Source organism: Sorangium sp. So ce1153 (assembly GCF_051521595.1).
GTDB lineage: Bacteria > Myxococcota_A > Polyangia > Polyangiales > Polyangiaceae > Sorangium.
Genome location: NZ_CP150361.1, coordinates 7,267,218 through 7,293,215 on the forward strand (window position 1 = coordinate 7,267,218; position 25,998 = coordinate 7,293,215).

The following is a 25,998-nucleotide window of genomic DNA, read 5'->3' on the forward strand; positions in this document are numbered from 1 at the left end:
CGATCAGCAGAGGTTGTCCGCCGCGCCCGCGCGGCCGAAAAGGCGCGCTCGCGCCGACGCGCGCTCGGCCCGCTGCCAGGATCGGCTATCGTCCGGAGTCGCCGCGGCGCACGACGGGAGAGCGTCCCGGGGGGCGTCCGGGCGAGCGCGGCAAGGACGGCGGAAGGAAGAGCGAAGGTGGCGACAGATCAGGACAGCATCGAGCGGCTCCGCGCGGAGAACGCCGGACTGCGCAAGGAGATCGAGAGACTGCATGAGCAGCTCGGGCGCCGCGAGGAGCGGACGCGGCTCATCCTGCAGGCGGCCATCGAGGGATTCCATGTCGTCGGGCCGAACGGCGAGATCATCGACTGCAATCCGTCCTTCGCCAGCATCGTGGGTTACTCGCGGAGCGAGCTCCTGACGATGAACATCGGCCAGATCGACGCGCGGCCGCCGGAAGAAGTCGCCCCGGCCATCGCCGAGATCAAGGCCAAGGGCGCGCACCGCTTCGTCGCCAGGCACATCCACAAGGACGGTCACGCCATCGATGTGGAGGTCAGCTCTCATCTCATCCGCATCGGTGATGAGGAGTTCTTCTCCGCCTTCTCGCGCCCGATCACGGAGCAGCTGAGGCGCGAGCGGGCGCTGCGCGAGAGCGAGCAGAAGTTCCGGGCGATCTTCGATGAGACATCGATGTTCATCAGCCTGCTCACGCCGGAGGGGCGCCTGCTCGAGCGCAACCGGACGATGGCCGATTTCACGGGCGCTCGTCAGGGCGAGGGGCTCGGCGAGCCGCTCTGGGAGGCGCCGTTCTGGGGCGGCGCGGACCGGCACGTAAAAGCGTGTGTCCAGAAGGCCGCGTCGGGCGTGCCCTCCGCGTGCGAGGCGCAGATCCACGGGCCGGGCGGGCGCGTGGCCACGCTCGAGCTCAAGATCAAGCCGATCCTCGACGCGTCGGGCGAGAGCGTCCTCGTGATCATCGCCGAGGGGTACGACGTGAGCGAGCTCCGGCGGGCCGAGGCGGAGCGGGCCACCCTTCAGGAGCAGATGATCCACGCGCAGGAGGCGACGATCCGGGAGCTCTCGACGCCGCTCATCCCGCTCGACGCGGGGATCCTGGTCATGCCCCTCGTCGGGCGGCTCGACCGGGTGCGCATCGAGCAGCTCCTCGAGCGGCTCCTGCAAGGGGTGGTGGCGCAGCGCGCGACCACGGTGATCCTCGACATCACCGGCGTGCCGCTGGTGGACGCCGAGATCGCTGACTCGCTGATCAGGGCGGCGCAGGCGGTGAAGCTGCTCGGCGCCGAGGTCATCCTCACCGGCGTCGGGCCCGAGGTCGCGCAGACGATGGTGGGCATCGGCATCGACCTCCAGGAGCTCGTCACGCTGCGCTCGCTCCAGAGCGGGCTCCACCACGCGCTCGGGCGCTCGCGCCGCGACCGGAGGCCGGTCAGCGCGCGGCGCCGCGAGGTGTGACGGGCGCCGGAGCGCTTGCCTGTCACGGGCAGCCGGGCGCGGCCCCTCGACCGCCGCGCCTCCCGGAGCTCGTCAGCGGCGCGTCGGCTGGGCGAGCCAGCGCAGCAGCGCATCGCCCTCGAGATCGAGCAGGGCGTCCTCCACCTGGACCGGCCCGATCGCCTGTGCGCGCTCCACGATCGAGCGCTCCTCCTCGACCGTGGGCACGCGCCCGACCCGCCGCGCGAAGAGACGGCCGAGCAGCTCGGCGATGGCCTTCGCGGTCTGCTGCGCGGCCTGCTGCGCGGCCTGCTGCGCGGCTTGCCGCTCGGCCTCGGCGATCATCGCTCCGATGGCCGGTATGCTCCTGAGCAGCTTCTTCTCCGTCTCCACGTCCTCCGCGTCCTCTACCAGCATGACGAGCTCCCTCCGTAGATCATGTCCCCAAGGATCGATGGCTGCCATCACCAGGAGCGCAATGTATAGCTCGATCCTCTCTTCGCCGGTCGCCCGCGCCTGGATCTCCTCGACGATTCCCCGCATTGCCGCCGCGGTCGCGTCCCGAGCAAGCGGGGCGAACGCCAGCCAGAACACGCTGCCCCGCGCCTGCAGCTCAGCGATCGTGCGCTGGTAGACCGCGTCGATGTGGAAGTGCGTGCCGCTGAACCGCCGCTCCGGCCAGGCGGTGCGACGCTTGCCCGTCGCGGGCAGGCGCTGCCTGGGGCCCGAGAGGACGACGGCGACGCTCTCGATGGGCGGGACCGGGTCTCCTGGGGCTTCGGTGCGGAGCGCGGCAAAGAGGAAGCCGAGGTACTCGAAGATCCGATCGGGCACGTCGTCGCGCCACGCGAAGCAGAACTCGACGTGCAACACGCGCAGCTCGCCGCCGACGCGCAGGCGCAGCGCCTTGTCGAGGCGTCGCTCGAGCTTCGTTACCTGGGTGTCGATCCAGCCGAGTACCTCGACCGAGCGGTCCTCGGGGGCAAAGACGCGCGCCAGGTCTCCGGGGCGCCTCCGGGCGATGTGGCGCAAGGTGATGTCGGCGTTTCCCATGCGGCGCGCCATCGGCAGATCGCATGCCATGGGCCGGAGAGGCGGAATCCAGCGTGATTCCAGCGAGCGATGCGTACTGCGAGACTGGCGGCGCCATGGCGGGCGGCGGCCCGTCCTCATCGCCGCGGGAGCGTCGACGCGGCGGCCGCTACGCGCTGCGCCCGCGCGCCTCGCGCACCAGCGTCACCATCGCCTTCCGCACCTCGTCCGTCGTCGATACGGGCGCGTCGAACCCGAGCCGCGCCGCCTTCGGCCCCGCCGGCGTGATGACGTCCAGCTCGAAGCCGTAGCGATCGACCGAGGTCATCTTGGCGCCAGTGGCGTCCTTGATCCCGGCGAGCGCCTTCGCGTACGCGAGGATGGCGTCGGCGTGATCGGTGTTCATGTGCTCGAGGATGCGCGCGGCGTCGGGCGCGAGCGGATCGGGCTCGGCGGCCGCGTAGTCGGCGGCATCAACCCACGACATCCGGCCGAACCCGCCGACATAGCGGATCGACAACGGGTCGAGCCGATAGAAGGAAAAGTCAGTGAAATCAACGTAGTACGATGCACGCGGGTGCGCCGCGAGGAACCTCGTCCGGGCGGCGGCCGCCTCGGCGCCCTCGAGCGGACGACACGCGCCGATCAGCGTCATCCGCCCGAGCGCGAGCGGATCCACCCCGCCCCCCGCGGCCTCGGCGAGGAGCAGCGACGCCTCGGGATGGATCTTGAGGTTGCCGGTGTGCTCGGCGAGCGCCGAGAGCAGCAGCAGCGGGCGCCCGTGCGCGTCCACGGCGACGGTGACGAGCGAGCCGTAAGGGTAGCCAGCCGGGTCCCGCGCGAGGGTGCACAGCGTGGCGGCGCGGGCCCGCTCCGCGAGGGTGCGGCAGCGCTCGGCGTGGCTCGGCGCGCGCGCGCTCTGGACAGGGTGCTCCGCCTCGCGCTCCGGACCGGCGCCAGGCCGGCCGTGATCTGTGCTCATACGGGGGCGGGTAGCACGCTCTGGAGATCGCCGGAACCGGGCGCCGCGCTCGCTGCGCTCGCCGCGCTCGCCTCCACGGCCGCGCTCGCCGCGCTCGCCTCCCCGGATCCGGCTACGACGGCACCACCCGGAGCCGCCCGCGCTGCGGCGCCGCCTCGCGCCCGCCGGCCTCGGCCGCGCGCGCCGGCGCAGGCCGGGCCGCGACGGCCGGCGGCCACGCAGCGAAGTCCTCCGGCAGCGGCCCCGGGAGCGACGGCTGTGCGGTCCGCTCCAGGAGCTGGAAGTCGCAGCGCGCGACGAGGTCGAGCGGCAGGCCCCTGTCCGGCCCGCCCTTCGCGTACCACGCCCGCGCCGCCTGCACGTTGCGGATCAGCACCGCGTGCTGCGGGTCGCGCTTCGCGGCCGCCGTGAAGTGATCCTGCATCGCCTGCCAGTCGCGCCGCGCCGCCGCGACGCACGCGAGCGCGTTGTACACGAGCCCCGGCAGCGGATGGCCGAGCTCCAGCGCGCGCGCGGCGTGGCGCTCCGCGAGATCGAGCTGCCCCGCGTCGAGGTAGGCGACGCCGAGCTCCAGGTGCGCCGCGTGGTGATCGCCGAGCCGCGCGAGGATCGCCCGGCGCTCCTCCACCCCCTCGCGGTAGAGCTCGCGCAAGCCCTTGTTCTGCTCGAACCAGGCGCTCATCAGCGCCGTGTCCTCCTGGGACGCGTCGAACGGCGTCTTGAGCTCCTGGAAATCGCCGCGGAAATAGACGTCGCGCTCGAGCCAGCCGGCCGCCTCGGCGTCGTCGAAGTCGCGCGTCCCGGGGTAGATCGACAGGCACGAGAAGATGTACTGGTGCGGCTTCGCCGCCTCCAGGAACGCGAGCGTCTCGCGGAACGTCTCCGCCGTCTCGCCGCGGTTGCCCAGCATCATGTAGTAGCGGACCTGGATCCCGTACTTCTTCGCGAGCTCCGTCGACTCGATGATCTTCTTGACCGTGATCTTCTTGTCGATGTTCTTCAGGATCGACGGCGAGCCCGACTCGACCCCGAGGCTCAGGCGCTGGCAGCCGGCGAGGCGCATCTCCCGGAGCAGGTCCTCGCCGAGCACGTCGACGCGCGTGTCGCAGCTCCACAGGAACGAGATCTTGCGCTCGCGGATGCCGCGGCAGATCTCGATGACCCGCTTCCTGTTCGTCGTGAAGGTGTCGTCCTTGACCTGGACCATCTTCACGGGGAGCTTGTTCACGGCCGCCTCGAGCGCGTCGAGCACGTAGGGCACCGACTGGCCGCGGAAGCCGCGGCCCCAGGTCGCCTCGGCGCCGCAAAAGGTGCAGGCCCACGCGCAGCCGCGCGAGGTCATCACGATGTGCGTGGCGAAGTGGTCGTGCGGCGACTCGAGCGCGTCGAGGTCCTCGATCGCGGCCCGGGGCGGGCCGAGCTCGACGCGGCCGTCGACCCGGTAGGCGGTGCCGGCGATGCCGAGCGCGGGCCCGCCGGCCTCGAGGCGGTCGAGGAGCTCCAGGAACGAGTGCTCGCTCTCGCCGAGCGTCACCGTGTCGATCTCGGGGTGGTGCCGCAGCATCTCGGCCGCGAGCGGGGTCGCGTGCGGCCCGCCGACGACGATGTGCGCCGCGGGGTGGAGCCGCCGGACGCACCGCGCGGTGAGCGCCACGCCGCGCCGGTTCGCGGTCCAGCACGACAGGCCGAAGACGTCGGCGTCGAGCTCGCGCACGATCCGCTCGACCTGCGAGAACGGGTACGACGAGAGGTTGAGCACCTTCACCTGGTGGCCCGCGCGGATGGCCTGCGCGCCCAGGGAGAAGAGCCCGTACGGGGTCTGGTGGAAGTCCGGGTCGAGGTCTCCCTCCCGGTAGTCGGCCGGCGGGCCGTCCCCGCCCGTGTCGGGCGCCTCCCCGGGCGCGGGGATCTTCCAGGGCGGTGGGTAGAGCAGCGCGATGCGCATGGTTCCTGCCTCTCGGTGGTGTCGGTCAGGCGGGCGCGGCGCTGCCCTCGGTCGACGTGCCGCGCGGCGCATCGACGAAGGCGGCGCCGTCGGCGTCGATGCGGCGCGCGCGCGCGATCCGCGCGTAGAGCTCGGCGCTCGGCCGCGGGCTGCGCTCCTGGGTCACGTGGTCGACCTCGACCAGGCCGAAGCGCGGGGCGTACCCCTCGGCCCATTCGAAGCTGTCGAGCAGCGACCAGTGCATGTACCCGCGGACGTCGATGCCGCGCTCGATCGCCCGCGCGACCTCCGCGAGGTGCCGCACGAGGAACCGGGGGCGCTGGTCGTCGTCCGCGTCGGCGATCCCGTTCTCGGTGATGTAGATGGGGACCCGGGCGCGGGGCCACCAGGCGTCGAGCACGTAGCCGAGCCCCTCCGGGTAGATCTCCCAGCCGAGGTCGCTGACCTCGGCCCCCTCGGGGACGAGCCGCCGGAAGAACCCGGCGCGCGCGTGCGCCGGCGAGAAGCGGACCAGATCGCGGCTGTAGTAGTTCACCCCGAAGAAGTCGTGCAGGCCGCTGTCGCAGACGGCGCGCGCGAACGCGTCGTTGAACAGCCGCTCGAAGAGCGCCGCCCACATGCGGTCGGCGAGGCGCCCGAACCGCTCCGGCTCGATGACGCGCAGGTGGTGCGCCACGCCGACGGCGATGGAGTGCCCGCGGCGGCCCGCGGCCTCGTGCATGGCGCGGTACATGGCGGCGTGGGCGCGGAAGAGGTTCTGGTGGGCGCGCACCGCCTCGACAGGCGAGCTGCGCGCCGGCGGCCAGACGCCGAGCAGGTGCGCCTGGAGGGCGAGCATGTTGGGCTCGTTGATGGTGACCCAGAGCTCGCAGAGGTCGCCGAGCGCCTCGACGGCGCGCTCGGCGAAGCGCGAGAGGAGCGCCGGCAGCTCCTGCGAGAGGAGCCCGCCGCGCAGCGCGACCCAGCGCGGCAGGGTGACGTGGTGGACGGTGACCATCGGGGTGATCCCCGCCTCGCGGTGCGCCCCGAGCACGTCCCGGTAGTGGTCCCACCCCGCCGGATCGAACTCGCCCGGCTCCCGCTCGATGCGGGCCCACTCGATGGAGAGCCGGTGGGCCCCCATGCACAGCCGCGCCTGGAGCGCGACGTCCTCGCGGAAGCGGTGCAGCTGGTCGCACGCCTGATCCGGGGTGTCCCCGCCGCGGACACGCCCCGGCTCGCGCGCGAAAGCGGCCCAGTCGCTCTGCGCGCAGTGCCCCTCGACCTGCGTGGCGGAGGCGGCAGTGCCGAACAGGAACGCGTCCGGGAAGCGCAGGTCCTCACCCATGGGCGCGCATCCTACGCGAACTCGCGCCCGGCGGCTGCCTTCCGGACACGAGCGCGGCGTCCGCGGGGCCCGCCCGCGGCGTCCGCGGCGCGCTGCGGCGTGGCACGCGGGCGCGCCGCGAGCGGGCGGAGCGCGCGCCGCGAGCGGGCGGAGCGTGGCACGTGGGCGCGCCGCGCGGGGCGGCGATTGCTCGACCGGTCAGCCGCCACTACGATCGGGGCAGTGCGCGCGGGGCGGTCCGGAGGTGCAGCGAGCGCGAGGCGGCGAGCGCGCGCCCGCGCTCTCGCCCTCACGCTCGCGCTCGCCGGTTCGCTGCTGCACGGGGCGGCGATGGCCCGCGCGGAAGCGGTCGGCTGGGCCACGGCGCAGGCCGCCGAGCTGACGCGGCAGGCCGAGGCCCGCGCCGCGGCCGGCGAGCCCGACGTGGCGCTGGCGCGGTACCTGGAGGCGGTACGGTTCGACGCCACCTACGGCCCGGCGTACCTCGGGCTCGGCGCGCTGTATGAACGGACGGGCGATCTGCGCGAGGCGGAGCGCACGTACACCGTCGGGCTGGACCACGTGAGCGGCTTCGTCGAGGGCCACCGCGCCCGGGCGGCGCTCCGGTCGCGCCAGGGGCGGCGCGATGAGGCGATCGCCGACCTGGAAGCCGCGGTGGCGCTCCGGGGCGACGACGCCGCGCTGCTGCAGGAGCTCGCGGCCGCGTACGTGGCCGCGGGCGCGCTGCCGGCGGCGCTCGGCGTGGCGCGGCGGCTCTCGGCGCTCGCCGCGCAGGCCGACGATGCCGCCCTCGCGGCCGCGGCGAGGACGCAGGCGCGCGCGCTGTCGGTCCTGGTCGGCGAAGCCGATCCCGTGCGGGCGGGCGGCAGCGACCGCGGCCCGGTCCGGCGCGCGCTCGCGGTCCACGCCGCGGGGCCCGCGCGGGGACAGACAGCGAATCAGCGGCGCGAAGGGCGCTGATCGGGTCCCCCGAGACACTGCATGATCGGGTCCGCCCAGGACACCGCACCATCGCCGCGGCGCACGCCGGCCGAGGTGCTCACGGCGGCCGGGCCGTGGGTGCGAGCGCAGGGCGAGGGAGCCGCCGCGGCAACCGGGCGCTGAGGGCCGTGGCGCTCGCTTGACCTCCCGCCGGGCGGGCCGCATACGGCTGGGACCCCATGGCCCTCCGCGTCCCGCTCGGCATCGACGACTTCCGCCAGCTCCGCGAGTCCGGGCTGGAGTACGTCGACAAGTCCCACCTCATCCGCGAGCTCATCGACAAGGAGGGAGTCCAGGTCGTCCTCCTCCCCCGCCCCCGGCGGTTCGGGAAGACGTTGAACCTGTCCATGCTGCGGTGGTTCTTCGAGAAGCGGCAGGAGGACCTGTCGCACCTCTTCGAAGATCTCTCGATCTGGCGGGCCGGAGAGCGCTATCGCGCGCACTTCCAGCGATATCCCGTCATCCACCTGACGCTGAAGGGAGCGAAGCAGGAGACGTTCGAGCGCTGCTGGGCGGCCTTGCGGGAGAAGATCATCGAGCTCTTCAACCAGCACCGCCATGTGCTCGACAGCGGCCAGCTCGGGGAGGTCGAGCAGCGCCGGTACAGGGAAGTGCTCGACGGCACCGCTTCCGAGGCGGTGTATGGCCGGGCGCTCCTCGATCTGTCCGGCCATCTCCACCGCCTCCATGGAGAGCGCGTCGTGATGCTCATCGACGAGTACGACGAGCCCATCCACGCCGGGTATCTCCACGGCTACGCGCCAAGGATCCTCGACTTCGTGCGCACGTTCCTGACCGAGGGGCTCAAGGGCAATCCGCACCTCCACCGGGCCGTCCTCACCGGCATCCTGCGGGTGGCGCGCGAGAGCATCTTCTCCGGGCTGAACAACGTGGTGGCCTATTCCCTGCTCCGCTCGGACTTCAGCACCTGCTTCGGGTTCACCGAGGCCGAGGTGGAGGCCCTGCTCGACAAGGCAGGGCGGCGCGGCCTGCTGGAGGTGATCCGCGGCTGGTACAACGGGTACGACTTCGGCGGCGCGGTGATCTACAACCCCTGGTCGATCCTCTGCTTCCTGGAGGGGGAGGACAAGGACCCGCTCCCGTTCTGGCTCGGCACGAGCTCCAACGACCTCATCCAGAAGGTGATCGAGGAGCACGCCGTGACGCTGCAGCCCGCGCTGGAGGTCCTGATGGAAGGAGGCGAGATCGAGCGCGTGCTCGAGGAGAACGTGGCTGTCGGCGACCTCGCCCAGAACGAGGACGCGCTGTTCGGTCTGCTGGTCTTCTCGGGATACCTGCGCGCCGAGAAGCGCTCGCGCGGCCCCGGGGAGCAGCCAGCGCACGCCTTGAAGATCCCGAACCGCGAGGTGCGGCTGCTCTATACAGGCACGTTCCGCCGCTGGGCGGAGGCGCGGCTCAGGCGCCAGGGCGGCAGCATGCAGCGGCTCCTCGCCGCGCTCCTCTCGGGCGACGCGGCCGGGTTCGAGGTCGAGCTCCAGGCCTTCGTCACCGACGTACTCTCGTACCACGACGCGGCGAGGGTCGACCCGGAAGCCGTCTATCACGGTTTCGTCGCCGGGCTGCTCGCGGCCCTCGAGCCGACGTATCAGGTGCGCTCGAACCGCGAGTCCGGGCAAGGGCGGCCCGACGTGATGATCCGGCCGGCGCAGCCCGGCCGGCCCGGCGTCGTGCTCGAGCTCAAGGTCGCCCGCATGCCGCGCGCGAGCCTGGACCAGGCGCTCGACGAGGGGCTGGCGCAGATCCGCGCGCGCGACTACGCCGCCGAGCTGCGCGCTGGCGGCGCTGCGCCGGTCCATGCGATGGCCGTAGCGTTCGATGGGAAGGTGGTCCGCGTGCGCGCGGGCGACCCGGGATAGGCAGAGATCCAGCGGGCCCGGGGCGCCCTGCCCTCGACGGCGATCCGGTGAAAGGCCGCCGTCCTGGCCGGAGATCGTCGATGTCACGATCCACCGACGCTCGTGACCCGAGAGGCGCGCTGATCGATCCCGGAAAGCTAGGCCAGCCGCTCCTCGACGATCATGCGCACGCCGTGCGCCGGCCCGACGTTGGCGGCGCGCACCTTCCCCGGATCGGGTCGCAGCGACGCGAGGCGCAGCCGGTAGCGCCGCAGGATCGTGCCGAGCACCAGCCGCATCTCGTAAGAGGCCATGGCCGCGCCGAGGCAGCGCCGCGCTCCGCCGCCGAAAGGCAAGAACTCGAACGGCGTGAATCCACGCTCGAGGAAGCGCTCGGGCTGGAAGCGCAGCGGCTCGGGATAGACGTCCTCACGGAAGTGCGCGACCCCGATCGCCGCCGCCACGCCGACGCCGGCCGGCAGGGTGTAGCCCATCAGCTCGAGCGGGCGCAGCAGCTTGCGCGGGCCAGGCGCCGGCGCGAGCGGGTAGCGGCGCAGGGTCTCCTGGCAGACGGCCTCGAGGTACGGCTGCCTGTCCAGCGCCTCCACCTCCGGCTCGCGCCCCAGGGCTGCCAGCTCGGCGCGCAGCCGCTCGAGCGCCGCGGCGTTCTCGGGCCGGTGCAGCGCGTAAAACGCCCACGCGATCGAGATGGCCGTGGTCTCGTGCCCGGCGACCACCAGCAAGATCAGCTGGTCCCGGAGCTCCTCGTCGGTCATGGGCTGGCCCTCCTCGTCGCGGGCATGGACCAGGAGGCTCAGGATGTCGTCGCGCGGCCCGGCCCCGCGCGCCGCCGTGATCAGCGCGTCGAGGTGCTCGTGCAGGCGGCGCTGCCGCCGCAGGAACGCGGCGAAGGGACCGACCCCGCCGAGCTCGCGCCGCAGCGACGGGAACAGCGCGATGAGCGGTGAAATCCCGTCGATGAGATCCAGGAGCAGCCTGGCCAGCTCTGCCATGCGCGCGGGCTCGCTCACGCCAAAGGCGGCTTGCAGGATGATGTCGAGCGAGATCTGCTGCGCGACCTCGTGGACGGTCACCTGCTGGTCACGCCGGAAGTCCGCCGCGCGCTGCTCGGCCAGGCGGCACATCGCCTCGCCGTACGCGCGCATGCGCGCCCCTTGGAACGGCGGCATCGTGAGCCTGCGCAGCCGGCGGTGCCCGGCGCCGCCGAGCAGGATCAGCGAGCGCTGGCCCAGGAACACGGACAGGTCCCCCGACAGCGGAGCAAACGTGTCGGGCTCTGCCGTGTAGATGGCCTTGATGCCAGCAGGGTCGCCGGTGCACACCAGCGGGGGATCGCCGGGAAACGAGAAGGGATCGCCGTACCTCTGCGCGAGCGGCACCATGCAACCGATGGGATCGCGGAGGTACCGGATCAGCGTCCCGAGCTTGCTGCTCGGCCCCGGCGGGAGGTTGGGCATGGCCGAGACTACCAGGCGAGCGACCAGACACTTCACCGAAGAAGCGCCACCTGGCCACAACCGGGACAATTCGCCACAAACGCCCCTCTCGGAAGGGCAGCCCACACAACCGGGCTCGGCAGAGCGCCATTGCCGCGTCCACCCCCGCGCTCCACCGCCTCGCCTCTCGAGCGCTCTTCAGTCCGCGGCGCTCCGCGCGCCTCTCCCGCGCTGGCACGGGACCAGCACAGACAGCGCCGTCCAGGCGCCCAGACGTTCGTGCGCCACGCCTCGTGCCGCGCCCTCGGCGAGCGGCCTGGCGCACCGGTCCAACCCCGAAGGGAGAAAGCGAGGACTCATGAAGGCGGTAGTCTTTCACGGCATCGGCGATATCCGGATGGACGACATCAAGGAGCCGAAGATCAAGGAATCGACCGACGCGATCATCCGGATCACGGCGAGCGCCATCTGCGGCACCGACCTCCACTTCATCCGCGGGACGATGCCCGGCATGGAGCCGGGCACGGTGCTCGGCCACGAGGCGGTCGGGGTCATCGAGGAGCTCGGCGACGACGTACGGAACCTGAAGAAGGGCGACAGGGTCGTCGTGCCGTCGACGATCGCGTGCGGCTATTGCTCGTACTGTCGCGCGGCGTACTACGCCCAGTGCGACAATGCGAACCCGAACGGCAAGCACGCGGGCACGGCGTTCTTCGGCGGCCCCAAGATGTCAGGCCCCTTCGACGGTCTGCAGGCGGAGTTCGCGCGCATCCCCTTCGCCAACGTCGGCCTCGTCAAGCTGCCGAACGGCGTCAGCGATGATCAGGCCATCCTGCTCTCCGATATCTTCCCCACCGCGTACTTCGGCGCCGAGCTCGCCGAGATCAAACCCGGCGACACGGTCGCCGTCTTCGGGTGCGGCCCCGTCGGCCTGTTCACGATCGCGAGCGCCAAGCTCATGGGCGCGGGGCGCATCATCGCCATCGATCAGGTGCCCGACCGCCTCGCGATGGCGCGCGAGCAGGGCGCCGAGACGGTCGACTTCTCCGCCGAGGATCCGCTGGTGGCGATCATGCGCCTCACCGGCGGCATCGGCGTGGACCGCGCGATCGACGCGGTGGGCGTCGACGCCGAGCGCCCGCACGACGGCCCCGCCCACAAGCAGGCGAAGCAGGACGCCAAGGCGTTCGACCTCGAGGTCAAGCAGATCTCCCCCGACGCGCGGACCAAGGGCGACACGTTCCGCGCCGGCGACGGGCCGTCCCAGGTGCTGCAGTGGGCCGTCCGGTGCGTGGCCAAGGCGGGGACGATCGCGGTGATCGGCGTCTACCCGCAGACGTCGCGCACGTTCCCCATCGGAGAGGCCATGAACAAGAACCTCACCCTCCAGATGGGCAACTGCAACCACAGGAAGTACATCCCGAAGCTCGTGGACCTCGTGCAGACCGGCCAGGTGGACCCCACCACGATCATCACCAAGCAGGCACCCCTCGAGTCCGCGATCGACGCCTACAAGGCCTTCGACCGACGAGAGGCCGGGTGGGTCAAGGTCGAGCTCCGCCCGTCGGCGGCGGGGACACCTGCGCAGCTGAACCGCGCCGTCGCGTAGCCCGCTGCGCGCCGTGGCGCGCGTCCAGCGCCGCGGGCCGGGCTCGTCCGTCGGCGTCATCGCGAGGCGGGGGCCGTTCCCGCTCGAACCCGGGATTTCCCGCTCGAACCGGGCGCGCAGCGGCCGCTAGCCTCGGAGCCCACCATGCACCTCGAACCGCGTCGAGCCCCGCTCCGGGGCGGCCGTCACTGCACCATCCGGCAGATCTCGCGCGAGGACGCCGCCGCCCAGCTCGACCTCGAGCGGGCGATCGTCCGCGCGCGGAAGGGCATCGTGAAGCACGAGGACGAGCTGCCCGCGGACGCGGCCGCCTACGCCGAGCAGCGGGATCGCGCGGGGCTCACGGCGACGGACGGCTCGGCGATGTGCCTGGCCGCCGAGCTGGAAGGGGGCGGCCTCGTCGGCGAGGCGACGCTCCTCCGGCTCAAGCTCCGGATGGTGCGCCACGTGGGCATCCTCGGGCTCGGCGTTCACCCCGAGGCGCAGGGGCTCGGGGTGGGCCGGGCGCTGCTCTCGCGGCTGCTCGAGTGGGCGCGCGCGCACCGCGACGCGGACGGAGGGCGGGTGCTCCGGGTGGAGCTCTACGTGCGGGCCGACAACGCCCGGGCGATCGCGCTCTACCGATCGGTCGGGTTCGCGCACGAGGGCACGCGCCGCGGCTTCGTGCGCGGCGACGACGGCGCGTTCGTGGACGACCTGGTCATGGGCCTGTCGCTGGCGCCGGCCGACGAGGCGCCCGCCCCCCGCCGGTGAGGCGCGTCCCGCCGCGGCGGGCATGACGCGCGCGGGCGCCGCGGTTAGCCTCCCGCGATGAGCGGATCGCTCCCCGCCGCCCGCGACGCCGACCCTGGCGCCCTCCCCGATCCAGGCGCCAGCCTGGATCCCCACGCCGGCCGCCGTGGCCCCGAAACCCGCCCCGCCCCGGAAGACCGCGCCCGCGCCGCGCTGCGCGCCGGGCGCATCGCCGCGCTGACCGCCGCTGGCCTCGCCCTGGGCAAGCTCGTCGCCGGCCAGCTCGGCCACTCCATGGCCGTCACCGCGAGCGCCGTCGACTCGCTCACGGACCTCTTCGCCTCCTCGGCGAACGCGCTCGCCATCCAGCTCGCCCACGCCGCGCCCGACCGCTCGCACCCGTTCGGCCACGCGAAGATCGAGACGCTCGCGACCGCCGGTCAGGGCCTGCTGATCGGCGGCTCGGGCGTCTACCTGCTCGTCGAGGGCGTCCGGAGGCTGCTCTCGCCCGAGCCGCTCCGCCTCGCCGCCGTCACGCTCGGCGCGATGGCCGCGTCCGCGCTGATCACCGCGACGCTCGTGGCCTACCTCGGCCGCGTCGCCGCGCGCACCGGGTCGAGCGCCATCCAGGCCGACGCCGTCCACTACCGCACCGACATCGCCGCGAACCTCGCGATCTTCGCCGGCGTCGCCCTCACCTACGCGACCGGCCTCGCCCGGGTCGACGGCATCCTGTCGATCGCGGTCGCCATCTACGTCCTCGCCTCGGCGGGCTCCCTCCTCCGCCTCGGCGTGCGCGACCTCATCGACACGAGCGCCCCCGAGGAGCGCGTCGGCGCGATCGAGGCCGCGCTCGACGCCATGCGCGGGCGCGGCGAGATCCTCGGCCACCACGCGCTGCGCACGCGGCTCGCCGGGCGCACGCTGTTCGTCGACGTGCACATCGAGCTCCCGGGCGACCTCCCGCTCGCCCGCGCGCACGCGACGAGCGACCGCGCGCGCGACGCGATCCTCGCCGTCGAGCCCGACGCCGAGGTGCTCGTGCACATCGACCCCGGGCGCGACGAGGCGGCGTGAAGGGGGCGCCCGCGCCGCGCGCGGCCGCTCACGCGGGCGGCGCGCTCGACTCGCCGAGGCGCGGCGGCCCGGCGCACGGCAGCTCGACGAGGAACGTGGCGCCGGCGCCGAGCGCGCTCCGGACGCGGATCGAGCCGCCGTGCGCGTCCACGATCCTGCGGCTGATGTAGAGGCCGAGCCCCAGCCCGCCGTAGTGCCATTCGGACACGGCGCGCCCGAATCGCTCGAAGATCTGCTCCTGCCGCGCCGGGTCGATCCCGATCCCGTGATCCTTGACCGCAAGCCGCGCCGTCCCGGCCTCCTCGCTGACGAAGATCTCGACGGGCTTGCCCGCGCCGAACTTCATCGCGTTGGCGAGGAGGTTCGTGACGATCTGGTCGATGCGCGCGCGATCCCAGAAGCCCACGATCCGGCCGGAGTCCCACAGGGAGACCGAGCACCCGGCGCGCTCCAGATCCAGGCTGAGCCGCGCGATCACGTCACGGACGACCGCCCCGAGGTCGACCTCCGCGACCTCGAGCGAGAGCCGGTGCGCGTGGATCCGCGAGACGTCGAGGAGCTCGTTGTTCAGGCGGGTCAGGCGCGCCGCCTGCCGCAGCGCGCGGTCGACCTGCCTGGCGATGGCCTGCGGCTCCCACGCTCGGCCCGGTTGGAGCACCCGCGCGATGGCCTCGAGCGAGAGCGTCAGTGACGTCATCGGCGTGTTGAGCTCGTGCGTCGCCACGGTGAGGAACTCGTCCCGCGCGCGGATGGCCTCCTGGGCAGCGCGGTAGAGCCGCGCATTGTCGATCGAGATCGCCGCCCGGCGCGCTACCTCCTGCACCAGCTCGAGATCGGCATCCCCATAGCGGCGCTCCGGCACGGACGAGACGACGGTCAGCGTCCCGATCGGTTGTCCCCGCGCCACGAGCGGCACGATGATGGCACTATGGGTCCCGAGCTCGCGGAGGAGCCTCACGTGCCCGTCGTCCTCGCAATATTCCCGGAGCAGGGCCTCCGAGATCTCGGGGAGCAGGAGCGGCTCGCGGCTGCGCAGGACCCTGGCCGCGGGGTGGGGCGAGTCCCGGCCAGGGGGATACCGCCGCTCCAGCTCCTGGATCGACGACTCCCGCGTGGGATCTCGGTGCGCCCAGGAAAGTCGCTGGATCTCTCCACCTTCCACGACATCGATGACGCACCAGCTGCAAAGCGACCGTACCGAGAGCTGCGCGATACGCGACAGCGTCTCGCCATAATCGAGCGACCTGGAGAGGATGTCCCCGGCCTCGGCCAGGAAGGCCGCGCGCCGCCCCGCCGCCTCGGCCGCGGTCCGCGCGGTCTGCTCGTTCACGAGCAGCCGCGCGTTCTCCAGGGAGATCGCTGCTTGTGTGGCGAGCAGCGAGAGGGCGGTCAGCCGCTCCGGCGTGAACGCGCCCTCGACGAGGTTGTTCTCGAGGTAGAGCAGGCCCACCACCTCGCCCTGCCTCAGGATGGGCACGCAGAGCAGCGACTTGGGCCTGTACCGCGCGAAGTAGCCGTCGCCGGAGAACTTGCCCGCGTCCGCGGCGGCGTCGCTCAGGATGACGCGCTCCTTCGTCCGCTGCACGTAGCGGACGAGCGACACGGGGACGCACCGCGAGCAATCCTCCGTCGAATCCGTCGAAGGCGAGAGGATCGTCGTCGCCGCCCCTCTCTCTTCGAGGGTGGCCTCCGCCTCGATGGAGAGGCGCTCGTCCTGGTACAGGAGGAGGCAAACCCTCTGCGCGCCGCCCTGCTCGAGGACGACTGCGAGCAGCGTACGCAACAGCTTGTCGAGGACGAGCTCGCTCGACAGGGTCTGCGATGCCTTGGTCACCGAGAGCAGGTCGAGCTGCTCGGACCGCACCGCGATGGAAGCGGCTGGAGCGAGCGGCGTCTTGTCCCAGAGGTGCGGGTGCTGCTGGTCGATCTGCTTGACCTTGCCGTCCGCCCCCCAGCGGTCGTAACAGGCGCGGGCCTCGCAGAGGTACGTGTCGGCGATCAGGTCGAAGCCTCGCGTCCGGTAGAACTTCGACGCGGTCTCGTAGGCGAGCGCCTCGTTGTGGACAAAGCCGCTTTCGCGCGCGGAGCGGATGGCCTGCTCGTACAGATGCTGTGCTTTGTCCCATTCGCCGCCGATGCGCGCAATCTCGGCGCCGACCAGCGCCGCGCGATTGCGGAAGTTCTCCGGGCAGCTCGAGGCCCAGACCTCGAGCTGCTGGTGATGGGTGACGAGCGCCGTGAGGTGCTGCGACCGCTCGTCGGCGGATGCAGGTGCCGCGTCGTGGCGCGCCGCCAGCGCGAGCGCACCATAGAAATGGTATTCGGTGAGCGCGAGGAACACCGGCGACGTCCGGAGGAGCCGCTGCGCCTTCGCCCCGGCCTCGAGGGCAGAGGCGTAATCCCCCGCGTAGCAGCGCGCTTGCAGCTTGTGGAGCCAGTACCAGCCCGCGGCGATCGAGAGGCGCGGATCGCCCTCTAGGCGCCGCTCGAACCGGCGCTCGTCGAAGCAGTCATCGTTGAAGGAGCCGAAATCGGGCAAGAGCCCCCGGAGCGTCCGGATGAACCTGAGCTGCCCGGTGACGAGGTCGACGACGAGGCCGAACTTCGCCTTCCGCGTGAACTCGAGGGCCCCCTCGGCCTCTCGTTGCACCTCGTCGAGCGGATCTCCCTTCGTGAGGAGGAGCGTCACCAGGACGGCGGACAGATAGGACGAATACGTGAGATCGCCGATCTCCTGCGCCGCGTGAAAGCCGCGTCGTAACGGATCGAAGCTGGTGCGCGCGTGCCTCGTCCAGGGATTGATGGTGTACCAGAAGACAAAATAGACGCGGGCCTTGAAGCGGAGCGTCGCGCGCTTCTCCATCAGATCGAGGCCGAGCTTGCCGAAGCGAAACCCCGCCTGGTAATCGCCGAAGTGCGATCCGAGGAGCGAGCCGAGCCGGACGTAGGCGAGGCATGATGCGTCGCTGTTTCCGTGCTCGAGGCTGAGGTTCACGATGCGAGCGACCAGGAGGCTCAGCAGGTTCTTGTCGGAGAACAAGGCCGGCACATCGCACGACGAGAGGACGTCGATGGTCGCGCGGCAGTCCGGGTCGGTCATCGGGGGCAAGTCGAGGAGCTCCTCGATCGGGCGGTCCCCGAGCGTTCGCCACATCCGCTCGTATTCCTGCCGGACCTCGGCGTCCGTCGGGTGCGGCGACCATGCGACGCCGACGCGCCGGAGGTACTCGAGGCACGCCTCCACGCTGCGGTCGCTCTGGTCCAGGGTCATGTAAAGGGCCATGCGCACGCACGTGACGGCGGCGAAGTCGACGACGTTCCGGGCATGGCGCGAGAGCACGGCCAGCCGCTCCTCCGCTGTCGACAGCTCGCCGGTCAGGTACTCGCACTCGGCGCGGTGGAGCTCGAGCGCGAAGGTGAGCTCGGAACGAAGCGACCAGCTCTCCTCGGTGAGGAGCGCCGCGCCCGCGGCGAGGTACGCCAGCGCCGAGGCGTACGCGGTCGACCCCTTGGCGCGCTTGCCCGCGATGAGGTTGAGCTCCGCGACCCGCTCTCGCTCGCCCCGCGACGTGATGAGCCGGGCGCCGCGGTTCAGCTGGTTCACGATCTCGAAGATCTTCTCCTCGAGCGCTTCGGGCGGCGTATGCGACGCGAGCAGCCGGCCGATCCCGAGATGGACTGCCGCCCGCTCGCCTTCGGGGATGAGCGAATAGGCCGCCTCCTGGACGCGGTCGTGGAGGAACTTGTACGCGCCGTTCAAGCGAAAGACGAGCCCCTCATGAACTGCGTCCCAGAGATCCGCGTGCACGTCCTCCTCCGAGCCGCCGTGGACGATCGTCAGGAGGGTGACCTCCACGGTGCCTCCCAGACAGGCGAGCTGCGTCAGCGCTCCCTGAGTGCGCCGAACGAGCCGCGCGAGCTTGCCGAGCATCAGGTCGACCACGTTGTCGGTGAACCCCTTCTCGCGGATCTTCGCCACATCCCACCGGAAGGCCTCGGCGCGCGCGTCGAACTCGATCAGCCGCTCTTCGTGCAGCGCGGAGAGGAACTGGATCGCGAAGAACGGGTTGCCGGCCGTCTTCTCATAAACGAGGTTCGAGAGCGGCGCGGCGTCCTCGCGGCGGCAGCGCAGCGCGTCGCTGACGAGCGCGGCGAGGTGATCCCGGGACAACGAGCCGAGCAGGATGTCCGTGACGCGCGCCCCACCCTTCCGCGCCTGATCGAGCGCCCGCAGGAGCGGATGCGAGGAGGTCACCTCGTTGTCGCGGTACGCGCCAATGACGAGGAGATACCGCGTTTCGGGGTGCGTCACCAGATCATGAAGGAGCCCGAGGCTCGCAGAATCGGTCCACTGGAGATCGTCGAGGAAGAGCGCGAGGGGGTGCTCCTTCCGGGCGAACACCCCGATGAAGTGCTGGAATACGATGCGGAACCGGTTCTGCGCCTCCGTCGGCGGGAGCTCAGGAACCGGCGGTTGCCGGCCGATGACGAGCTCGAGATGAGGGATGACCTCCACGATGAGCTGTCCGTTGGTCCCGAGGGCGCCGAGCAGCCGCTGCCGGAAGGCCGCGATCCGGTCCTCGTCCTCGGCGAGGATCTCCAGCACGAGCTCCCTGAAGGCCTGGACGAGCGTGAAGTAAGGGATGTCGCGCTTGTATCGATCGAACTTCCCCGAAAGAAAGAACGCTCGCTCCTGGACGATCGGCTTGTACAGCTCGTGGACCAGCGCCGACTTGCCGATGCCCGAATAGCCGGAGACCAGGACGAGCTCCGGGACTCCCGTGCCCATCACGCGCTGGAACGCGCGCAGCAGCGCGATCTCCTCCTCTTCACGGCCATAGAGCTTCTGAGGGATCTCGAAGCGATCGGAGACGTCGTGCTCGGCCAAGGGGAACGGCTCGATCCGGCCGGTGGCTCGCCACGCCGAAAGGCACCGCTCGAGGTCGTGCTTGAGGCCGCGCGCGGTCTGGTACCGATCCTCCGCCATCTTCGCCAGGAGCTTCAGGACGAGCGCCGAGACGACCTCGGGCAGCTCCGGGACGAGCGCGGAGGGCGGCGGCGGGACGCGGGCCATGTGGCAGTGCACCCACTCGAGCGGGTCCCGCGCCTCGAACGGCAGCCGCCCGGCGAGCATCTCGTAGAACGTGACCCCGAGCGCATAGAGATCGGTGCGGCTGTCGATCGCTCGGTTCATCCGCCCCGTCTGCTCCGGAGCCAGGTACGGCAAGGAGCCCTCGATGAGCCGGGGAGGCCCTGCCGGCGACTGCTCGCGGGAGAGGCGGGACGCGAGGCCGAAGTCGGCGAGCTTGACCTGCCCGGTAGCTGCGTTGACGAGGATGTTCTGGGGCTTGAGATCCTTGTGGATGATGTCCCGCTGGTGGAGCTCCGCCACGTCGGTCACGATACGAACTGCGAGGTCGAGGAAACGCTCGATGTTCATGGGCGCGTCCATGAAGTGGTCGAGCGACTCGCCGCCGAAATCCTCCAGGACGAGCGCCGGCAGCCCGTCGTACGTCTCGAGGGCGAGCGGCGCCACGATGGCCTCGTGGCTCAGCGCCTTGCCGATCGCATACTCGTGCTTCAGGCGCTCGACGTCCTTCGGGCGGCTGCGCCTCGGGTCGAGGACCTTCAAGATCACCGGGCAGCTATCGGCGCTCCGGATCGCGCGCAGCAGGCTGGTCTTCTGGCCCTCGTGGAGAGTCTCGGTGATCGCGTAGGGGAAGTCCAGGCTCACCTCCATGGGGAGCATCTCCCTGGGGAGGACACGCGGTGGAGCGCCGGCGCCCAGCGGCTCCGTGGGACATGAGAGCTGTCGACGCCGGAACGGTCGAGTCCGCGCGCCTCGTCGAGTCCGCGCGCCTCGCCGAGACGACGCAGCCGCACGGCCGGCGTGAGCGCACGGCGCAGACCGGGCACCGCATTCCCTGTCACGGTCCCCCGCGGTCGCGCCATCCGAGGCCCCCTCTATCGATAGATACCACGGCAGGGGCCCGACAGCGCTGCGGTGAACCCCTCAGGCGCCGACGAGCAAGGATCCCTGGCTCATGTGCGAGCCCGTCCGCGCCCACCCGGCGCTGCGGCGCGGCCGCGGAGGTCGAGGCATCGCCAGCGTGCGCCTGCTCGATCAGTCCAGGACGTGGCCCGGCTGAGCGGACCGGCGCTGGCAGGTTCGTACCGCCGCAAGGGAGCGCGTCGCCGCCATCGAGGCGGCGCTCGGCGTCGTGCGCGCGCGCGGAGAGCTCCTCGGCCACGTGCCGCACGACAAGGCGCCAGCGCGGCGTCTGGGTGCCCCGATCAAGCCGCCTCGACCGGAAACGGAATTGCCCGTCGCTAGGCTTGCGCGCGCCCCGTGCCGGCGCCATAGCGCGCCGCGTGGGGGTGCCAACGGGCTCATGGAATCAGCGAACGTCGACAGCGGCATCCCGGGAGTCGGCTTTCTCCCATGGGGTTCGCACATCTGCCAGTTCTACGCGTCGCGGCAGGATCTCGCCGACACGCTCGTCCCGTATTTCCTCGCGGGGATCCGCGGAAATGCGCAGTGCACGTGGGTCACGGCAGCGCCGCTCCACGCGGCGCAGGCGCGCGACCTGCTCAGGGCGGCCATGCTCGACGTCGACGCGCTCGAGCGAAGCGGGCAGCTCGAGATCATCGATTATCGCGACTGGTACCTGAAGACGGGCGGGCTCACCACAGAGACCCTTCACCGGATGTGGATCGAGCGGCAAGATCTCGCGCTCCAGCGCGGCTATTCGGGGCTGCGGGCGAGCGGGAACACGTCCTTCGTCGAGGTGTGCGACTGGAAGAGCTTCGCCAGTTACGAGGCGAGGCTGAACGGGGCGTTCGAGGGGCGCCGGATCGTCGGCCTCTGCGCCTACTGCCTCGGCCAGTGCCGCCCCGAGAGCGTCCTCGACGCCGTGCGGAGCCATCAGTTCGCGATCATCCGGCGCGACCGGAAGTGGGAGCTCATCGAGAGCTCGTCGCTCAGGGCCGCCAAACAGGAGCTCCGCAGGCTCAACGAGGAGCTCGAGGAGCGCGTCCGCCAGCGCACGGCGGAGCTCGAGGAGGCGCTGCGGATCCGCGAAGACTTCATCTCGATCGCGTCCCACGAGCTGAAGACGCCGCTCACCTCGCTCAAGCTCTACGTCGAGAGCCTGCTGCGGGCCAGCGCGAGAGGATCCTCGGCCGCCGGGCAGCTCGTCGAGCGGCTGGCGAAGGCCAAGACGGAGTGCGACAGGCTGGAGAGGCTCGTGGACTACCTGCTCGACTTCTCCCGCGCCTCGTCCGGCCAGCTCGCGTTCTCCTGCGAGGAAATGGACCTCTCTGAGCTCGCGCGGGCGACCGCGCAGCGGTTCACCGAGAGCTTGCGCCAGGCAGGCTGCACGCTGTCGCTGCGCGCGGACGCGCCGATCGTCGGCACCTGGGACCGGATGCGGGTCGAACAGGTGCTCGTGAACCTCCTCGCCAATGCTGTCAAGCACGCGCCCGGGGCGCCGATCGAGGTCAGCGTGGCCGAACGGGACGGGCAGGCCGTACTCTCGGTCCGCGATCATGGGCCCGGCATCGCGCCCGCGGATCAGGGCCGGATCTTCGAGCAATTCGTCCAGCTCTCACCGACCGCGCGCCACCGCGGCGGGTTCGGCCTCGGGCTCTGGCTGGTGCGTAAAATCGTGGTAGCGCTCCGCGGCACGCTCGACCTCGAGAGCGCGCCCGGGGAAGGCTCGACGTTTCGTGTGGCGCTGCCGCGCGCTCCGGCGCCGTCGCGCTGACCCGCGCGACCGCCCGCCGTCGAGGGGGATCGCGTGAGCGACGAGCAGCAGGACGCCGGCGGAGCGCCGGGAAGGCCTCGTCCCGGCACGGTCCTCATCGTCGATGACGATCCAGGGGTGGTCGATGCCCTCACGACGCTGCTCTCGGACGAGGGGTATCGCGTGGTGACTGCCCCCCACGGGGGCGCGGCGCTCGCGTACCTCGCCCAGCACGAGGCGCCCAGCATCATCTTGCTCGACATGATGATGCCCGTCATGGACGGCTACGCGTTCCGCATGGAACAACGCCGGGATCCCGTGCTCTCGGTGATCCCGGTCGTCGTCATGACGGCAGGAGCGAAGAGCGCTCGGATCGGCGAGATGGGCCCGATCGCCCTTCTGAGCAAGCCGATCGACGTCGACGCGCTGCTCGCGTTGCTGGAGGATCATTGCTGATCCGGCCGCGCCCGCTGGCAGCGCCGCTCAGCCCGGCGGCGCGCTCGGCTCGCCGAGAAGTGAGGAGGGGCAGTTTTGCTTCACCCCTCACCGGCGCCGGCGCGGGGGGCTCGCCTGGCGCGATGTCTAGGCGATCGGCTCGCTGTCGTTGTCGTGCTCGTCGTCGTGCTCGTCGAGGTAGCGCTCGGGCGCGAGCTCCCACCGCTCCGGCGAGCGCCACAGCTGCGACAGGAGCAGCTCGCGCATCAGCAAGAACTCCTTGGGCAGCCGGTCATACAGCCGCTCGAAGAGCTCCCCGTGCGAGCCGAACTCGACCTTCCACGCCTCCCGATCGACGGCCATGAGCTGATAGAACTTCTCCTTCGAGAAGCGATCCATCCCGCGCCACTCGATGTCCTCGTAGCGCGGCATCCAGCCGAGCGGGCTCTCCTCGGCGAAGCCGCGGCCGTGCACGCGATCGACGATCCACTTCAGCACCCGCATGTTCTCGCCGAAGCCCGGCCAGAGGAAGTTGCCCTGGTCGTCCTTGCGGAACCAGTTCACCGAGAAGATGCGGGGCGGATTGACGATCTGGCGCCCCATCTGCAGCCAGTGGTTGAAGTAATCGCCCATGTGGTAGCCGCAGAAGGGCAGCATCGCCATCGGGTCGCGGCGGACCTGGCCGATGGTGCCGGCGGCGGCCGCCGTCATCTCCGAGCCGATCGTCGCCGCCGTGTAGACGCCGAAGCTCCAGTTGAAGGACTGGACCACGAGCGGCACCGTCGTCGCCCTCCGCCCGCCAAAGACGATGGCGCTGATCGGCACCCCGTTCGGGTCGTCCCAGCGCGGATCGAGCGACGGGCACTGCGACGCAGGCGCCGTGAAGCGCGCGTTCGGGTGGGCCGCCTTGCGCCCGCAGTCCGGAGTCCACGGCTTGCCCTGCCAGTCGATGAGCTCCGGCGGCGGGTCGTCGGTCATCCCCTCCCACCAGACGTCGCCGTCCGGCGTGAGCCCCACGTTCGTGAAGATCGTCCCCTTCCGGATGGCCGCCATCGCGTTCGCGTTCGACTTGTCCGACGTCCCGGGGGCCACGCCGAAATAGCCCGCCTCCGGGTTGATCGCGTAGAGCTGCCCGTCGCGCCCGGGCTTCATCCAGGCGATGTCGTCGCCCACCGTCGTGACCTTCCAGCCCGCGAAGGCCTTCGGCGGGATGAGCATGGCGAAGTTCGTCTTGCCGCACGCGCTCGGGAACGCCGCGGCGACGTACGTCTTCTCGCCCTTCGGCGACTCGACGCCCAGGATCAGCATGTGCTCGGCGAGCCACCCCTGCTCGCGCCCGAGCACCGAGGCGATGCGCAGCGCGAAGCACTTCTTGCCGAGCAGCGCGTTGCCGCCATAGCCGCTCCCGAACGACCAGATCGCCCGCTCTCCCGGGAAGTGGACGATGTACTTATGCTCCGCGTTGCACGGCCACGGCACGTCGCTCTGCCCGGGCGCGAGGGGCATGCCGACCGAGTGCAGGCACGGGACGAAGTCGCCGTCCCCGAGCACCTCGAGCACCTTGCTCCCCATGCGCGTCATGATGCGCATGCTCGCGGCGACGTAGGGCGAGTCGCTGAGCTCCACGCCGATGTGCGCGTAGGGCGAGCCGACCGGGCCCATGCTGAAGGGGATGACGTAGAGCGTCCGGCCCCGCATCGACCCGGCGAAGAGCCGGCGCAACGTCGCCTTCATCTCCTGCGGGTCGGCCCAGTTGTTCGTGGGGCCGGCGTCCTGCTTGCGCCGGCTACAGATGAACGTGCGGTCCTCGACGCGGGCCACGTCGCTCGGGTCGGAGCGCGCGAGGTAGCTGTCCGGGCGCTTCTCCGGGTTCAGGCGGATCAGCGTGCCCGCCTTGACCATCTGCTCGCAGAGCGCGTCGTACTCCTCCTTCGAGCCGTCGCACACGTGCACGTTGTCCGGCTGGCACAGCGCGACGACCTCCGCGATCCACTGCCTGAGCTTCTCGTTGGCGATCGTCGACCGGAGACCGGGGATCGAGACCGGCGGAGGCGGCTCCGAATGGACCGAGTTCTGGCTGATATGGCTCGCTGCTACGGACACTGGCGTACCCTCCTCGCTCTCTGGGGCAAGTGCGCATTGCAAGGCGCAGGCCCTGCCCGCCCTGGCGGTAATTCTGGCCGAACTGCGCCCGGTTGGCTGCACCGATTCTCCCTGAGCCCGGCCGCCTCGCCGTGGTCGCGCGCACCAGGTGCGCCCCGGAGCAATCCCTGCGCCGACCACGCGCCGACCACGCGCCCGCGTGACGCCCACCGCCGTCGCGGCCGTACCGCGTGGACGATGCTGGTCGCGGCGCGGGCAAGGTCGAGCGAGCGCGCCCGAGACAGCGGCGCGCGCAGGCCGGTCCGAGCGCGCCCCTGCGCCACCGGGGTCAACGCAGGTTCGATTGATCCGGGGCCGACGTCACGTTAAAGGGAAATGTGAAGCCATGGGGTCGGGGGGAACGGCGATCGATCGCCCCTGCGGCCGACGCGTGGACGCCGGCACGGGGCAGAGCGCATGTCAACCAATGGATCTCTCGTCGTCGTGGGCATCGGCATCCAGTGGGCCGGCCAGACGACCCTCGCAGCCCAGCGCGCCATCCAGCGCGCGGATCGCGTGCTCTTCGCGGTGGCCGACGCGTGGGCCGCGCGCTGGGTGCGCAGCCTGAACCCGGCGGCCGAGTCGCTGCCCTACGGGCAGGGCAAGACGCCGCGGCGGTCGATCTACGCGGAGATGGTCAAGCGCATCCTGGGAGAGGTGCGCAAAGGGCTCAAGGTCTGCGCGGTGTTCTACGGGCACCCGGGCGTGCTCGCGAGCGCGGCGCACGAGGCGGTCCGGCAGGCGCGCGACGAGGGGTTCTCGGCCCGGATGCTGCCCGGCGTCTCGTCCATCGACTGCCTCTTCGCCGATCTCGGGCTGGATCCTGGCCGCGACGGGCTCCAGCTCTTCGAGGCGACCGACTTTCTCATCCGGGGGCGGGAGGTCGACGCCCGCACGCCGCTCGTGCTCTGCCAGATCGGCGGGGTCGGCTGCGCCGGCGTGTTCGACCCCTCGGACGCCGCGCGCATCCGCCGCGGGCTCGGCGCCCTCGGCGAGCGCCTGTGCCGGACCTACCCGGCCGCGCACGAGGTGGTGATCTACGAGGCGGCCGCGCACCCGCTCGCCTCGCCTCGCCTGGACCGGGTGGCGCTCTCGGCGCTCTCGGCGGCGCCGGTGGACGACATCTCGACGCTGTACGTGCCGCCGGTCGCGCGGGCGCGGGTCGACCCGGAGGTGCTGGAGGGCATCGGCTGGGACGGCGGCGGAGCCGGGGTGGATTCACCGCTTGTGCACTGACGAGG

General features: G+C 71.5%; 16 protein-coding genes. 9 read left to right on the forward strand and 7 right to left on the reverse strand.

The genetic code is table 11. The features are described from left to right. Window positions 1-177: 177 nt before the first annotated feature. Window positions 178-1,458: a PAS domain S-box protein gene (locus WME85_RS26155; protein ID WP_437842096.1), complete on the forward strand. Its 1,281-nt coding sequence runs from the start codon at window positions 178-180 to the stop codon at window positions 1,456-1,458. Between the two features lie 72 nt (window positions 1,459-1,530). On the opposite strand, the gene WME85_RS26160 is transcribed toward WME85_RS26155, so the two are convergent. The 4 genes from WME85_RS26160 to WME85_RS26175 form a co-directional block, all read right to left on the reverse strand. Continuing rightward, the gene (locus tag WME85_RS26160; RefSeq protein WP_437842097.1) at window positions 1,531-2,490 is read right to left on the reverse strand and encodes a hypothetical protein; all 960 of its coding nucleotides are present in this window, start codon (window positions 2,488-2,490) and stop codon (window positions 1,531-1,533) included. Window positions 2,491-2,638: 148 nt separating this feature from the next. Next, complete coding sequence (locus WME85_RS26165; RefSeq protein WP_437842098.1) at window positions 2,639-3,451, reverse strand: HugZ family protein; 813 nt, start codon at window positions 3,449-3,451, stop codon at window positions 2,639-2,641. Window positions 3,452-3,563: 112 nt separating this feature from the next. Then, window positions 3,564-5,396, reverse strand: a complete 1,833-nt coding sequence (locus tag WME85_RS26170) for a radical SAM protein (protein WP_437842100.1) — start codon at window positions 5,394-5,396, stop codon at window positions 3,564-3,566. 25 nt (window positions 5,397-5,421) lie between these two features. Beyond that, entirely contained in the window at window positions 5,422-6,723 is a 1,302-nt protein-coding gene (locus WME85_RS26175) for a glycoside hydrolase family 1 protein (RefSeq protein ID WP_437842101.1), read from the reverse strand. 330 nt (window positions 6,724-7,053) lie between these two features. Here WME85_RS26175 and WME85_RS26180 point away from each other — a divergent pair, with 330 nt between their 5' ends. Together WME85_RS26180 and WME85_RS26185 are read left to right on the forward strand one after the other, a co-directional pair. Further along, entirely contained in the window at window positions 7,054-7,683 is a 630-nt protein-coding gene (locus tag WME85_RS26180) for a tetratricopeptide repeat protein (protein ID WP_437842102.1), read from the forward strand. Between the two features lie 200 nt (window positions 7,684-7,883). Beyond that, window positions 7,884-9,581 (forward strand): AAA family ATPase, encoded by a 1,698-nt coding sequence (locus WME85_RS26185; protein WP_437842103.1) that lies wholly within the window; start codon window positions 7,884-7,886, stop codon window positions 9,579-9,581. Between the two features lie 137 nt (window positions 9,582-9,718). On the opposite strand, the gene WME85_RS26190 is transcribed toward WME85_RS26185, so the two are convergent. Further along, window positions 9,719-11,038: a cytochrome P450 gene (locus tag WME85_RS26190; protein WP_437842104.1), complete on the reverse strand. Its 1,320-nt coding sequence runs from the start codon at window positions 11,036-11,038 to the stop codon at window positions 9,719-9,721. Between the two features lie 337 nt (window positions 11,039-11,375). On the opposite strand from WME85_RS26190, the gene WME85_RS26195 reads away from it, so the two are divergent. The 3 genes from WME85_RS26195 (at window position 11,376) to WME85_RS26205 (ending at window position 14,435) form a co-directional block, all read left to right on the forward strand. Beyond that, a complete protein-coding gene (locus WME85_RS26195; RefSeq protein ID WP_437842106.1) occupies window positions 11,376-12,626 on the forward strand; it encodes a zinc-dependent alcohol dehydrogenase in 1,251 nt (416 codons plus the stop codon). Between the two features lie 144 nt (window positions 12,627-12,770). Further along, window positions 12,771-13,379 (forward strand): GNAT family N-acetyltransferase, encoded by a 609-nt coding sequence (locus WME85_RS26200; RefSeq protein WP_437842108.1) that lies wholly within the window; start codon window positions 12,771-12,773, stop codon window positions 13,377-13,379. A gap of 57 nt (window positions 13,380-13,436) precedes the next feature. Beyond that, window positions 13,437-14,435 carry a cation diffusion facilitator family transporter gene (locus WME85_RS26205; protein WP_437842110.1) on the forward strand — a complete coding sequence of 333 codons (999 nt, stop codon included), beginning with the start codon at window positions 13,437-13,439 and terminating at the stop codon, window positions 14,433-14,435. A 28-nt stretch (window positions 14,436-14,463) separates the two neighbouring features. Here WME85_RS26205 and WME85_RS26210 read toward each other — a convergent pair whose 3' ends face one another. After that, window positions 14,464-20,175 carry an AAA family ATPase gene (locus tag WME85_RS26210; RefSeq protein WP_437842112.1) on the reverse strand — a complete coding sequence of 1,904 codons (5,712 nt, stop codon included), beginning with the start codon at window positions 20,173-20,175 and terminating at the stop codon, window positions 14,464-14,466. 652 nt (window positions 20,176-20,827) lie between these two features. Here WME85_RS26210 and WME85_RS26215 point away from each other — a divergent pair. Together WME85_RS26215 and WME85_RS26220 are read left to right on the forward strand one after the other, a co-directional pair. Then, window positions 20,828-22,201, forward strand: a complete 1,374-nt coding sequence (locus WME85_RS26215) for an MEDS domain-containing protein (protein WP_437842113.1) — start codon at window positions 20,828-20,830, stop codon at window positions 22,199-22,201. Between the two features lie 33 nt (window positions 22,202-22,234). Further along, window positions 22,235-22,636: a response regulator gene (locus tag WME85_RS26220; RefSeq protein WP_437842115.1), complete on the forward strand. Its 402-nt coding sequence runs from the start codon at window positions 22,235-22,237 to the stop codon at window positions 22,634-22,636. A gap of 126 nt (window positions 22,637-22,762) precedes the next feature. On the opposite strand, the gene WME85_RS26225 is transcribed toward WME85_RS26220, so the two are convergent. Beyond that, on the reverse strand, window positions 22,763-24,652 hold the full coding sequence (locus tag WME85_RS26225) for a phosphoenolpyruvate carboxykinase (GTP) (protein WP_437842360.1): 1,890 nt from the start codon (window positions 24,650-24,652) through the stop codon (window positions 22,763-22,765). A gap of 522 nt (window positions 24,653-25,174) precedes the next feature. Here WME85_RS26225 and WME85_RS26230 point away from each other — a divergent pair. Then, a complete protein-coding gene (locus tag WME85_RS26230; protein WP_437842117.1) occupies window positions 25,175-25,993 on the forward strand; it encodes an SAM-dependent methyltransferase in 819 nt (272 codons plus the stop codon). The last annotated feature ends 5 nt before the right edge of the window (window positions 25,994-25,998 follow it).

Coding starts and splice junctions, on each gene's coding strand:
- WME85_RS26205 (WP_437842110.1), top strand. CDS start 13,437: ATGAGCGGATCGCTCCCCGCCGCCCGCGACGCCGACCCTGGCGCCCTC.
- WME85_RS26210 (WP_437842112.1), bottom strand. CDS start 20,175: ATGGAGGTGAGCCTGGACTTCCCCTACGCGATCACCGAGACTCTCCAC.
- WME85_RS26165 (WP_437842098.1), bottom strand. CDS start 3,451: ATGAGCACAGATCACGGCCGGCCTGGCGCCGGTCCGGAGCGCGAGGCG.
- WME85_RS26190 (WP_437842104.1), bottom strand. CDS start 11,038: ATGCCCAACCTCCCGCCGGGGCCGAGCAGCAAGCTCGGGACGCTGATC.
- WME85_RS26170 (WP_437842100.1), bottom strand. CDS start 5,396: ATGCGCATCGCGCTGCTCTACCCACCGCCCTGGAAGATCCCCGCGCCC.
- WME85_RS26215 (WP_437842113.1), top strand. CDS start 20,828: ATGGAATCAGCGAACGTCGACAGCGGCATCCCGGGAGTCGGCTTTCTC.
- WME85_RS26195 (WP_437842106.1), top strand. CDS start 11,376: ATGAAGGCGGTAGTCTTTCACGGCATCGGCGATATCCGGATGGACGAC.
- WME85_RS26230 (WP_437842117.1), top strand. CDS start 25,175: ATGTCAACCAATGGATCTCTCGTCGTCGTGGGCATCGGCATCCAGTGG.
- WME85_RS26200 (WP_437842108.1), top strand. CDS start 12,771: ATGCACCTCGAACCGCGTCGAGCCCCGCTCCGGGGCGGCCGTCACTGC.
- WME85_RS26160 (WP_437842097.1), bottom strand. CDS start 2,490: ATGGGAAACGCCGACATCACCTTGCGCCACATCGCCCGGAGGCGCCCC.
- WME85_RS26185 (WP_437842103.1), top strand. CDS start 7,884: ATGGCCCTCCGCGTCCCGCTCGGCATCGACGACTTCCGCCAGCTCCGC.
- WME85_RS26180 (WP_437842102.1), top strand. CDS start 7,054: ATGGCCCGCGCGGAAGCGGTCGGCTGGGCCACGGCGCAGGCCGCCGAG.
- WME85_RS26175 (WP_437842101.1), bottom strand. CDS start 6,723: ATGGGTGAGGACCTGCGCTTCCCGGACGCGTTCCTGTTCGGCACTGCC.